The organism is Pseudomonas helleri, assembly GCF_009600315.1.
Taxonomy (GTDB): Bacteria; Pseudomonadota; Gammaproteobacteria; order Pseudomonadales; family Pseudomonadaceae; genus Aquipseudomonas; species Aquipseudomonas helleri_A.
Genome location: NZ_WIWC01000016.1, coordinates 64,659 through 77,001 on the forward strand (window position 1 = coordinate 64,659; position 12,343 = coordinate 77,001).

At 58.7% G+C, this 12,343-nt stretch carries 10 protein-coding genes and 1 riboswitch; of the genes, 3 read left to right on the forward strand and 7 right to left on the reverse strand.

Annotated elements, in window-relative coordinates; all coding sequences use genetic code 11:
• From GHN86_RS11995 to GHN86_RS12020, 6 genes are all read right to left on the reverse strand, one after another.
• Window positions 1–1,344 (reverse strand): OprD family porin, encoded by a 1,344-nt coding sequence (locus GHN86_RS11995; RefSeq protein ID WP_153378792.1) that lies wholly within the window; start codon window positions 1,342–1,344, stop codon window positions 1–3.
• Window positions 1,341–1,781 carry a pseudoazurin gene (locus GHN86_RS12000; RefSeq protein WP_153378791.1) on the reverse strand — a complete coding sequence of 147 codons (441 nt, stop codon included), beginning with the start codon at window positions 1,779–1,781 and terminating at the stop codon, window positions 1,341–1,343. Before GHN86_RS12000 ends, GHN86_RS11995 begins: the two co-directional genes overlap by 4 nt.
• 22 nt (window positions 1,782–1,803) lie before the next feature.
• Window positions 1,804–2,580: an ABC transporter ATP-binding protein gene (locus tag GHN86_RS12005; RefSeq protein ID WP_153378790.1), complete on the reverse strand. Its 777-nt coding sequence runs from the start codon at window positions 2,578–2,580 to the stop codon at window positions 1,804–1,806.
• Window positions 2,577–3,578 carry a FecCD family ABC transporter permease gene (locus tag GHN86_RS12010; RefSeq protein WP_153386646.1) on the reverse strand — a complete coding sequence of 334 codons (1,002 nt, stop codon included), beginning with the start codon at window positions 3,576–3,578 and terminating at the stop codon, window positions 2,577–2,579. The genes GHN86_RS12005 and GHN86_RS12010 overlap by 4 nt, the downstream gene beginning before the upstream one ends.
• Window positions 3,579–3,589: 11 nt before the next feature.
• Window positions 3,590–4,603, reverse strand: a complete 1,014-nt coding sequence (locus GHN86_RS12015) for an ABC transporter substrate-binding protein (RefSeq protein ID WP_153386648.1) — start codon at window positions 4,601–4,603, stop codon at window positions 3,590–3,592.
• Window positions 4,604–4,748: 145 nt separating this feature from the next.
• Window positions 4,749–4,944, reverse strand: a riboswitch (cobalamin riboswitch).
• Window positions 4,945–4,976: 32 nt separating this feature from the next.
• A complete protein-coding gene (locus GHN86_RS12020) occupies window positions 4,977–6,140 on the reverse strand; it encodes a DUF1624 domain-containing protein (RefSeq protein ID WP_153378787.1) in 1,164 nt (387 codons plus the stop codon).
• Window positions 6,141–6,337: 197 nt separating this feature from the next.
• Between GHN86_RS12020 and GHN86_RS12025 the strand changes: the two genes are divergently transcribed.
• The 3 genes from GHN86_RS12025 (at window position 6,338) to GHN86_RS12035 (ending at window position 10,238) form a co-directional block, all read left to right on the forward strand.
• On the forward strand, window positions 6,338–7,666 hold the full coding sequence (locus tag GHN86_RS12025) for an MFS transporter (RefSeq protein WP_153378786.1): 1,329 nt from the start codon (window positions 6,338–6,340) through the stop codon (window positions 7,664–7,666).
• Window positions 7,663–8,865 carry a benzoate/H(+) symporter BenE family transporter gene (locus GHN86_RS12030; RefSeq protein ID WP_153378785.1) on the forward strand — a complete coding sequence of 401 codons (1,203 nt, stop codon included), beginning with the start codon at window positions 7,663–7,665 and terminating at the stop codon, window positions 8,863–8,865. Before GHN86_RS12025 ends, GHN86_RS12030 begins: the two co-directional genes overlap by 4 nt.
• Before the next feature lie 272 nt (window positions 8,866–9,137).
• The gene (locus GHN86_RS12035) at window positions 9,138–10,238 is read left to right on the forward strand and encodes a polyamine ABC transporter substrate-binding protein (protein WP_153378784.1); all 1,101 of its coding nucleotides are present in this window, start codon (window positions 9,138–9,140) and stop codon (window positions 10,236–10,238) included.
• A 7-nt stretch (window positions 10,239–10,245) separates the two neighbouring features.
• Here the strand turns inward: GHN86_RS12035 and GHN86_RS12040 are convergent, their stop codons facing one another.
• Entirely contained in the window at window positions 10,246–12,342 is a 2,097-nt protein-coding gene (locus GHN86_RS12040; protein WP_153378783.1) for a flagellar biosynthesis protein FlhA, read from the reverse strand.
• Window position 12,343: the final 1 nt, after the last annotated feature.

Here is a 12,343-nt window from a genome sequence, read left to right on the forward strand (position 1 = left end):
TCAGAAACGACCAGTAAGCGGGTATTCAACGGCCAGGCGAATCTGGTCAGTGTCCAGTTCCGCTTGCGCGGTGTTGCCCCGATGAACGTTGTGGCGCAGTGAAATGACCGCGCCCTTGGCGGTGCCGCTTTGCACCACATAACGCGTCTCCAGATCACGTTCCCAGTGTTTGCCATCCTTGCCATACCCCAAATAGGCATAGCCGCCTTTGGGGTCTACGTGGCTGCCGTCGATATGGCTGCCGCGCACATAGGCTGCGCTGAACACCAGTCCGGGCAGGCCCCAGGGGGTCATGGCCAGGTCGTAGCGGGCTTGCCAGGATTGTTCGTTTGGCGCGTTGAAATCGGACAGTTGCACAGCATTGGTGATGAAAATTGCGCCGCGTGTCACGTAGTCAAATGGCGTGTCGCCATGCACTTTCTGGTAGCCAAGGCTGAAGTTATGCGGGCCGTGGGCGTAGGAACCAAGCAAACTCCAGGTTGTATTGTCGATAGTGCCTGACAACGCTTTGCCTTCATCGGTGGTGCGATACAGGTTCAGATTCAGCGAAAGGGACTGGTTGTCAGTGATGGCCTGGCTGAACACGGCGCCCAGATAGTGCTGGTTCCAGGTGTCTTGATAACGAGAGGTGTAAAGGCTGGTTGTCAGGTTTTTGGCCGGGGTGTAGACCACGCCCGCCAGGTCGAATGCATCGCCTTTTGGCCCGTTTGAATAGTTCACCACAAAGCCTTGATCGTGGCTGCTGGCGTTGCGGTCAGTGCTCTCGGTAAAGTGCCCGCCGACCATTTTCAGGGCATTGAATTCGTTGCTGGAGACAAACACCCCTGTGGCTGTTTCGGGTAGCAGACGGCTGTCGGACGAGCTGAACACCGGGGTTTTGACGCGTTGCTCACCGTAGGACAGCACCGTGTTGGAGAGGCGCAGTTTGACCGCAGCACCACCCCGACCGTAGTTGTCTTTGGGGTAGCCGTCGTTATCCAGCCCCAACAGACGAGCCTTGCCTGCACGGCCGCCGCCACTGTCCAGCTTCAGCGCCATATAGCCGTGCGCATCAATGCCGACACCGATAAGCCCTTGGGTAAAACCAGATTGCACAGTGCCCATTAACCCGTATGCCCATTCCTCGGCATAGCCATTGCGTTCGGAGCGTGGCTTGTAGGCATTGCGTGCGCCACTGTTGCTGGCACCGTGGCGGTATTCGCGATGGTCATAAACCGTGCGGTTGAGCACGCTCCAGGTGCTGTCTTCGATAAAACCCTTGGCTTGCTCCTGTGCTGACTCAGCCAGCGCCAAGGGGCTGGCCAGTGCCAGCACCATGGCAGAGCGCGAGTACAGGCTGGTCATTGGCTCGCCTGCTGTTTTTGCAAGGCCGCGTTCATTCGGTCCAGCGCGCGCTTGGGCAGGGTGGCGGGCAATTGGGGGGCTTGCGTGGCGGGTTCGCCAACCTGAATCAGCATCACCATGCCCATCGCCAGGTGCGGAATGCATTGAATGCCGTAAAGCCCGGGAACGGTGAAGGTCTGTTCAATTTCCTCGTTGATTTTGCCTTTGAACGCTTGCGCGCCTTCAGGCAGCAGCCCCGGCAACGTAGCGGCGTTATGGCCACTTTGCGTGGCGACGAACTTGACGGTATCGCCGGGGGCTATCTGTAAGTAATCCGGCTCATAAACCATGCCTGCTGTTGCACTGCGGGTGAGCATTTTCACTTCATGGGTTTGGGCCAAGGCCGATGAACAGAGCAGGGCAGCGCTCAACAGCACAACAAGGGATGAAATACGCATGGTGTGTAATCCGTTAAAGGGTTCAGGAGGGGCGAAAACGCAGAATCTGCGCCCCATCAAAAGGGTCGGTTAAATAATGGGCGTTCACGCCAAATGTGGCGTGCAAGCGTTGAGGGGTCAGCACCGCACAGGGCTTACCCAGAGCCACCAGGTGCCCGCGCTCCAACACCGCCACCCGGTCGCAACTCAGCGCCTGATTAAGGTCATGGAGGGCGATCAGAGTGGTCACGGGCAAATCCTGCACGGCCTTTAAAATGGACAGCTGATGCAGGATGTCCAAATGATTGGTGGGTTCGTCCAGCAGCAGAATCTGCGGGCGCTGGGCCAACGCCCGGGCAATATGTACGCGCTGACGTTCACCGCCCGAAAGGTCGCGCCATATCCGCTTGCGCAGATGGCTCACGTCTACATCGCGCAGCGCTTGCTCGACAATGGTGGTGTCTTCGACCGACCACGGACGCAGCGCCGACAGCCAAGGTGTGCGGCCCAGAGCAACCGCGTCGAACACACTCACCGCGTCATGGGTATCAGCCTGTTGCTCGACCACGGCCAGTTGCTGGGCAATACGCCGTCTGGGCATTGCCCGCAGTGGCTGGTCGTTTAACAGCACTTGGCCCTGACTGGCTGTCCGTAGATTGGCCAGCAGCTTGATCAAGGTCGATTTGCCCGAACCGTTCGGGCCGACAATCCCCAGCGTCTCGCCCTCGCGAACATTCAGGTTGATACCGCTGAGCAGCCGGGCATCTCGCACCGTGTAACTCAAGTCTTGGCAACTCAGTACCGCCCTCACATCTGTCATCGGGCACTCCTGCGGCCAATCAATATCAGCGCAAACACCGGCGCGCCCACCAGTGCGGTGACGACACCGACGGGGATTACTTGGCCCTTGATCAGGGTGCGCGAAAGAATATCGGCCGCGATCAGAAACAGCGCGCCACCCAGTGCGCTGGCAGGCAGCAGCCGACCGTGGCCGGTACCCAACAGCAGGCGCGCAGCATGGGGAATCACCAGCCCGACGAAACCGATGGAGCCGACAATGGACACCATCACAGCCGTGATCAGCGCCGCACAGCTGATCAGCAGAAACTGCACGCGGCGCACCGGGATACCCAGTGAAGCGGCGGAATCACTGCCAAAGGCGAAGGCATCCAGCGCCCGCCAGTGCCACAGGCACACCGCCAGACCCGCCACCGCCACGGGCACGGCCAGCCCCACCGAAGGCCAGCGCACGCCGCTGAGATTGCCCAATAACCAGAACATAATGCCGCGCGCCTGTTCAGCGCTGGCCGATTTAGTGATCAAAAAAGCAGTGATTGCGTTGAACAATTGCGAGCCTGCGATGCCGGCCAGAATGATTTGGCCGGTTCCGCTGGCGGGGCCACTGGCGCGAGCGAGCAAAATCACCAGTGCAAAAGCGCCAATGGCGCCTGCAAATGCCCCCACCGACAGGCTGATCGCTCCGGCACCCAAGCCCATTAAGGCAATCAACACCGCTCCGGTTGAGGCTCCGGCCGAAATGCCCAGCAGGTATGGGTCGGCCAGAGGGTTGCGCAACAGCGATTGCAACACCACCCCGCAGGTGGCCAGCCCGGCACCGCAGGCCGCCGCGACCAGTGCACGGGTCAGTCGGTAGTTCCACACAATGCCTTCGTCGATCGGGTCCAGCACATAGCCAGCGCCCCATATTTTGTTGGCCAGCACCCGCACAACCACCCCCGGCTCAATCGCGGTTTCACCAATAGCCACCCCGGCCAGGATGGCCAACAACAGCATCGCCAGAGACGCAAACCAGGGCATCAACCTCACACTCATTGCGCCGCGTTGCTGCTGTGAATAGCGTTTGCGAGTGTTTCAAACCCATCAAACAGACGCAGGCTGGCTTGCATGGCGTCAGCATCGAGAATGATGATGCGGTTGTTTTTGACCGCATCCATGTTGCGCGTCACAGGATCAGAGCGCAGGAATTGGAGCTTTTTCTGATAGTCGTCCGCGTGGAAGCGACGGCGATCCATGCGTGCGATGACCACAAAGGTCGGGTTGGCCTTGGCCAGAGTTTCCCAGCCAACCGTTGGCCATTCTTCGTCGGACTCCACCACATTGCGCACGCCCAGCGTGTTCAGCATAAAGTCCGGAATGCCCTTGCGACCGGCCACATAGGGGTCGATGTCGAGGTCTGCACTGGAAAACCAGAACAGCGCGCTGGTGTGCTTGAGGTCTTTACCCTTGATTGAGGCCAGGGATTTATCCAGACGCGCATTGAGCACTTCGTTCAGTTGCTCACCGCGACCCTGTACATCAAAAATCTGCGCCAACTGGCTGATGCTTTTATACAGGCTGTCGATGCGAAAGGGTTGCAGGCGTGTGCCGTCAGCGCCGACCAGATTGTCTTTGCCTTCGCAATCCGAGGGCATCAGGTAGGTCGGGATGTTGAGGTCATGAAACTGCTCGCGGGTGCCGACTACGCCTTGCGGGCCGACCATCCACTCCAACTGCACGGCCACCAGTTCAGGGCGCTTGCCGACCACCGCTTCGAAGCTGGGATCGTTGTCTGCCAGACGCTCAACCTTGTCGTTCTGTGCCTTGTACAGGGCAGAGACATCGTTGAACCACAACGAGGTACCGACCAGCTTATCGCCCAACCCCAAGGCATAGAGCATTTCAGTCCCGGCCTGGCCGATGGTCACGGCGCGTTGTGGGGCATGCTCAAACGTCAGCGTAGTGGCACAGTTTTCTATCGTCAGCGGATAGTGGGTGGGCGCGGCCTGAGCCAGGGCACAGACGCTCAAAGCGGTGGCAAGGGCGACAACGCGTAACAGCAGCATGATGCAATCTCCTTTTGGATCGTACACAGAGCGGGGGCGTACGGCCTGGAAACACATCGTTGAGCACGGCTTGATAAGCCGAGCAAGGCCGGTCAAATGAATGACACGCGCAGCAAGGATGTCCATCCCGGGCACCCCGCCGGTCAGTAGGTGTAACTATGCCGGCAGGTCTCCTGACTGATGCGTCATCGCCCGGCTCCAACCTTCCCGGGGGGTGACCCAGTGGCGTTCAAGGAGCAGGCTCAGCACCTACAGTTGCGGGGGCAGTTCCGTTTGAGGCTGTAGTAGCCCCTCGGATTCCCTTTTAATCCCGTTGGGGGACCGGCGGCGGCATGTTAGACGAACACGCCGTGGAGTGGGGGAAAACTCATGCTCAGAAGTATTTCAGCCATGAAATATCTCGGCGTCGACCTTTAAGCGCTGCAAACCAGCGCACGGGCAGATAAAGCGCCGCAGCCAGCAACACAGCCGTTAACCAGACGGAGGCGATGCTGTCGAATCCATAGTAACTGCCCTGATTAAGACCCAGCACCGCCACGCAGATCAGATAAAGCACTTTCAAGACGTAAAGATGCAGCAGGTAGAAAAACATGGGTGCCGCGCCAAACACCGCGAGCGTGCGTATCCATAACCGTTGTTGTGCCCGCTCGAAAGCCAACAGCAGCAACAGGCCCGTGCCCAGCGTCAAGGCCAGAAACAGCAGAGAAGGCGGGTACTTGGTGATATTGAAAAAGCTCATCAGTGTGGCTAGCCAGTGTTCGTGGTTCACCCACGCAGCCTCGCCATAACCATTGAGCAATCGCAACAGCACAAAGCCGAGCAGGGCGCCTAGACCCGAGCGCAACAGGTACTGCTGACGCTTGATCGCCGAGGCATTGCGTGCGAACCACGGGCCTATGCAGTAGCCCAGCGCGATCACGCCGATCCATGGCAATAACGGGTACGACGTGCGCAATCGCAGGGTCTCCGAGAATTCAATCCAGCCGCGGTCATGCAACACCGCCCACGGCACATGCAGGGCTGAACCCTGCGGGAAGTGGACGGTATCGAGCAGGTTATGCCCGCCAATAATGACCAATGCCAGTAGCAACAGCAGCGGGCGTGGCAACCAGACCAGCGCCGCCAGGGCCATCATGCTGACGCCAATGGCCCAGATGACTTGCAGGTAAATCACGGTCGGGGGGAATTGAAAGGTCCAGGCGAAGTTCACCAGCGTGAACTCCAGCACCACCAGGAACAGCCCGCGCTTGAACAGAAACGCCGAAACGTCGCGTGTGCCCTGATATTTTTCGCCGAACAGGTACGCCGACAGGCCCGTCAGCAACACGAACACGGGCGCACACAAGTGGGCGAGGGTGCGGCTGAAAAACAGGCTGGGGTCGGTGAGTTCGATGTTCATCGGGTCTGCGACCTGGCGGTGCAGAAAGAACGTTTCGCGCACATGGTCCAACAGCATAAACAGGATCACCAACCCGCGAAGGGCGTCGATGGACAGCAAGCGCTGGCTTGAAGGCGGGGCATGGGTAGCGGTCGTCATTAGAGGATCACAAACAAGGGATGGGCCAGAAAGGTTGTTACCTTATAACATCATGAGTGCGATTGTCATCCGCTTAACTGCGTTGCAGGAAACGGATAGCGATGTGCAGGAATCGGCTAGAGGCCTGCAGAGCGCCTCCCTATGCTGCTCAAACCTGCACGTGCAGCTACCACAATAAAAACAAGAGTGACGACGCCATGCGAGAAATAGACGTTCATCAGGTGATTGATAACGCACGTTTTAGCCGCTTTCACGGATCGGTGGTCGCACTGTGCGCGCTGCTGCTGATTTTTGACGGCTATGACCTGCTGATTTTCGGCGTGGTGCTCCCGGCCATCATGCTGGAATGGGGGCTGACCCCCTTGCAAGCGGGCGCACTGGGCAGTTATGCGCTGTTCGGGATGATGTTCGGTGCCTTGGTGTTCGGCACGCTGGCCGACAAAATCGGGCGCAAGAAGGGCATCGCGATTTGCTTCATGTTGTTTTCCACCGCCACCCTGGTGAATGGTTTTGCCAGCAACCCGACCGAATTCGGCATTTGTCGCTTTATTGCCGGTTTAGGCTGCGGCGGGCTGATGCCCAATGCCGTGGCGCTGATGAGCGAGTATGCGCCCAAGCGTTTGCGCAGCACGCTGGTGGCAATCATGTTCAGCGGTTATTCGCTGGGCGGGGTGCTGGCGGCGGGTGTGGGGATTTATATGCTGCCGCAGTACGGCTGGCAGTCGCTGTTTTTTGCAGCCGTGGTGCCGTTGTTGTTGCTGCCGGTCATTCTCTGGCGGTTACCCGAGTCCGTGGGCTTTCTGATGCGTCAGGGGCAAACCAAAAAAGCGCGTCGTATCTTGCAAGAAATCGATCCGGCACTGGCACTCGGCGCGGATGACACCTTGTTCATGGCGGATATCAAGGGGCGGGGTGCCGCCGTTCTGGAGCTGTTTCGTGACGGTCGGGCCATGCGCACGCTGTTTTTGTGGGTGGCGTTTTTCTGTTGTCTGTTGATGGTCTATGCCTTGAGTTCCTGGCTGCCGAAAATGATGGCCAGCGCAGGCTATAGCCTCGGTTCGAGCCTGTCCTTTCTGTTGGTGCTGAATGCTGGCGGCATGGTCGGCGCCGTATTTGGCGGTTGGCTGGGAGACCGTCTGAGCTTGAGTAAAGTGTTGGTGGTGTTTTTCATCATCGCCGCCGTAACGGTGACGTTGCTGGGGTTCAAAAGTGCGCCCTTGCTCCTGTATCTGCTGATCTTTGTGGCCGGTGGTACCACGGTGGGTACGCAAATCCTGCTGTATGCAGTCACTGCACAGAGCTACGGCCAGTCGATTCGTTCCACCGGTCTTGGCTGGGCCTCCGGTATTGGCCGCAATGGCGCGATTCTCGGGCCGCTGCTGGGCGGTGCGCTGATGGGCATGAATCTGCCCCTGCAACTCAACTTCATGGCGTTCGCCGTGCCCGGTGCGGTGGCTGCGTTGGCCATGCTGCTGTTCACCTTTAGCCCGCAACGGCGGGGGGTCGAAACGGTGGCCTACCCATGAAAAGGCTGTTCAAGGACTGTTCGTTGTCCGCGTTGATTGCCGGAGTGATCGCCACGCTGATTTCTTATGCCGGGCCGCTGGTGATTGTGTTTCATGCGGCGCAAAGCGCGCAGTTGTCACCCCACATGCTGTCCTCCTGGGTGTGGGCCATCTCCATCGGCAGCGCTGTGCTTGGCGCTGTCTTGAGCCTGCGCTACCGCGTGCCAGTGGTGATCGCCTGGTCCATTCCGGGGTCTGCCTTGCTGGTCGGAGCGCTGCCACAGATCGGTATTAATCAGGCGGTGGGGGCGTATCTGGTGGCCAATGTGATCTTGCTGCTGGTGGGGGTCACGGGCGCATTTGATCGCATCATTGAACGCTTGCCCGGTTCAATAGCCGCCGGCATGCAGGCGGGCATACTGTTTGCTTTCGGCATTGAGGTCTTTCGTGCCTTGCCCGTGCAACCGGGGTTGGTGTTGGGCATGTTCATCACCTATATCGTCATGCGTCGGTTCTGGCCGCGTTATGCGGTGGCGGGAGTGTTACTGGTGGGGGTCGCCCTCACCTTGTCCGGTGGGGAGTTGCGCACCGAGGCGTTGGTGTTCGAGTGGGCGACCCCGCAGTGGATCAGTCCTGAGTTCAGTCTGTCAGCCACCTTGAGCCTTGCATTACCGCTGGTGCTGGTTGCCCTGACCGGGCAGTTCATGCCGGGCATGGCGGTGCTTCGCACAGCGGGGTACACCACACCGGCCAGCCCGATCATCAGCAGCACGGCAATCGGCGGGTTGCTGTTGGCCCCGTTCGGTTGTCACGGGCTTAATCTGGCGGCCGTCACCGCCAGCTTGTGTGCGGGCAAGGAAGCCCACGAAAACCCCCGGCGTCGCTACATTGCGGCACTGTCGGGCAGTGCGGCTTACCTGTTGTTCGGCATTGCCGGGGCGACAGTGATATCAGTGTTTGAGGCTTTCCCGACAGCTTTGATTACCGCCTTGGCGGGCTTGGCCTTATACGGCGCCATTAGCGATGCGCTGGTGCGCAGCCTGAGCGAACCGCAGGAGCGCGATGCCGGGTTGTTTACCTTTTTGGTGACGGCTTGCGGTGTGTCTTTTTTGGGGTTGTCCTCAGCTTTTTGGGGGTTGCTGTTCGGCCTGTTGGTGCACGTGTTGAACATTGCCCGGCGTCCTGTCGTCGCCCCCGAATCCGTAGCAGCTGACGAGTAATGCGAGGCTGCGTTCGACGGCGCAGCCGTCGTGAAACCCTTCCACTCGGTGCATCAAGCACACCGCGACCCTAAAACTCACGACGATTGCATCGTCGGACGCAGCCTCGCATTACTCGTCAGCTGCTACGGGATATGAGCCTTACACCTACCGCGCAGATACAGATCGGGTCACACAGATTGGCCAGATCCATCCCTTATTGGCCGGTCTCCCACTGTGATCCGGCCAAGTGCTCAGCAAGAATCGAAAGCACAGATAAAGGGAACTCATTCATGGTCTCGATCAAACACTTGCTGGGCGCCGCTGTGTGTTCGCTTTCACTGCTGGCCACTGCCGTGCACGCTGAACAGCGTGAACTACGGGTATATAACTGGGCGGATTACATCCTGCCGTCCGTGCCCAAAGACTTTTCCCGCCAGACAGGCATCAAGGTGATTTGGGACACGTTCGATACCAATGAATCCCTTGAGGCCAAGTTACTGACCGGCAACTCGGGCTATGACCTGGTGGTGCCGTCCAATCAATTTCTCGACACCCAGATCAAAGCCGGGGTGTTCCAGAAGCTCGACAAGTCCAAACTCCCCAACTGGCAGCATCAGGACCCGGCCTTGCTCAAGCTGCTGGATGCCAACGACCCTGGCAATCAATACGCCGTGCCCTACATGGTCGGCACCGTGCTGATCGGATTCAACCCGGCCAAGGTCAAGGCTGCCTTGGGTGACAACGCGCCGGTGGACAGTTGGGACTTGGTGTTCAAACCCGAGAACATGGAGAAACTCAAATCCTGCGGCGTAGCGATGCTCGACTCACCTTCGGAAATTCTGCCGCTGGCGCTGCATTATCTGGGCCTGGACCCCAACAGTGAAAACCCGGCGGACTATGAAAAAGCCAAGGCACTGATGCTGAAAATTCGTCCCTACGTCACTTACTTCAATTCGGCCAAATACATGACCGACATTGCCAACGGCGATATTTGCGTGGCCATCGGTTACTCGGGCAGCTTTTATCAGTTTGCCAATCGCGCCAAGGAAGCCGGTAACGGCGTAGTGGTTGACTGGCGCTTGCCGAAAGAGGGGGCGCCGATCTGGTTCGATACCTTTGCGATCCCTAAAAGTGCGAAAAACGTCGAAGAGGCTCACCAGTTTCTAAACACCTTGCTGGAGCCGAAAGTCATCGCTGGCATCAGTGATTTCCTCGGCTACCCCAACGCCAACAAAGACTCACTGGCGTTGATCAACAAGGACATTACCGGCAACCCCAACCTGACCCCGACCCCAGAGGCCTTGAAGTCGTTGTACATCGTCAAACCGCTGCCGCAAAAACTGGAGCGCGTGCGTACCCGTACCTGGACCAGTATCAAGTCGGACAAGTAAATCGGTCCTAACCCAAGGTCCCGACAATGTTGACGCTGACGTTTTCCGGTATTTCGTTCTGCGACAGCACGTGCAGCCCCGGGCTGAACACACGGGCATAACGGGCCAGCAGCGGGCGCAGTTGCGGCATGACGGTCAGCACCGGCGGGTGGCCGTCCTTGCGCAGTTTCTCTTTGACAATCGGCATGGCATTTTGCAACTGGTTAAGCAGATTCGGCTCCACCGGAATATTGTCCAGGCTCACTGGCCCGGCTTGCTGGGCAATGCTCAGTGCGCCGAGCAAGGTGTTTTCAAGGGCGTTATCCAACACAAAGACACTGACTTCGTCGCGCCGCCCGGTAATGCCAGCCACGATAGTGCGGCGCAAGGCATAGCGCACGTCCGCCGCCAGCAGCACCGGGTCCTTGGTGTTTTCACTGCTTTCTACCAGGGCGCTGGCCACCGTGATGATGTCGCGCAATGAGATGTTTTCGCTCAGCAATTGGCGGTACACCTTGTGTTGCTGGGTGTAGTTGAGTTGCGCTTTAAGGTTGTCGGCCAGCTTGGGTGCCACTTCGCCGAGGCGTTGCATCAGATGGTCGACATCGTCGTGTTTGAAAATATCGGCCAAGTGGTCGCGAATCACCTTGTTCAGGTGCGTCGCTATCACGCCCGCGCAATCCACCACTTGATAACCGAGGTTAAGCGCCCGGCTTTTATCGGCGGGCTTGATCCACACCACTGGCATTTTGTAAGCCGGATCAATGCCCAGAATGCCATCGATTTCGCCATACAACTGCGCCGATGCAATCGCCATCAGGTGGTCTGCATGCACCTCGGCGCCCTCGATCTGCTCGCCGTTGATATGGATCGAGTAAAAGGCCGCTTTGAGTCGCAAGCTGTCGCGCATGTGGATTTCAGGCAACAAAAACCCCAGGTTCTCTGACAACGACTGGCGCAACCCGCGTACCCGGTGAGTCAAGGGCGCGCCCGCCGCTTCATTGACCAGTCCGACCAACTTATAGCCCAGTGACACCGACAGCCGTTCAACGTGGGGAATGTCCTCCCACGCCAGGGTATGGGTGCGCTCCTGCTGCATGGACTCGCTGAGTGCGCCGACCGCGTCAAGCTCTTGCGCCTCCAGCGGCGATTGATAGCGCGAGACACACCACGCCAGCCCGGCCACCACCGCGGCAAAACTGAGAAAGGCCAGATGCGGCATGCCCGGCACAATGCCCAGCACCAGCAGAATGCCAGCCACGGTGTAGAGCAGGCTAGGGGATGCCAGCAATTGTCGGCGCACCTGAGTGGTGATTTCGGCGGCCTCATTGATACGTGTCACGATCAGGGCTGCGGCGGTAGACAGCAGCAGCGCCGGGATCTGTGCTACCAGACCGTCGCCGATGGTCAACAACGCGTACTGTTTAAAGGCCAGCCCGGCAGGCAAGTCGTAGACGAACATGCCAATGGCAAAGCCGCCAAACAGGTTGATGGTGAGAATCAGGATGCCGGCAATCGCATCACCGCGGACAAACTTCGAAGCACCGTCCATTGCACCGTAGAAGTCGGCTTCCTTGGCGATGGTCTGGCGGCGCTGTTTGGCCTGATCCTGAGTAATCAGACCGGCATTTAAATCAGCGTCTATGGCCATTTGCTTGCCGGGCAGGGCGTCCAGGGTGAAGCGCGCCGTCACTTCCGAAATACGCTCGCCGCCTTTGGTTACCACCATGAAGTTGATGATCATCAGGATCACAAACACGATCATGCCGACAATGAAATTGCCGCCGATGACCACCTCGCCGAAGGCTTCGATCACTTTGCCCGCAGCCCCGGTGCCCGTATGGCCTTCCAGCAGCACGATACGGGTAGAGGCCACGTTCAGGGTCAGGCGCAACAGGGTTGTGACCAGAATCACGGTGGGGAACAGCGAGAAATCCAGCGGGCTTTTCGAGGACACGCTGACCATCAACACCAGCACCGCCATGGCAATGTTGAACGTAAACAAAATATCCAGCAGTAAGGGCGGCAGCGGCAGGATGATCATCGCCAGAATGGACAGGATCACCACCGGGATGCCGATACGTCCGCTGCGCAGGGTCGGCAGGAGGGTGTGCAGTACGTTCATG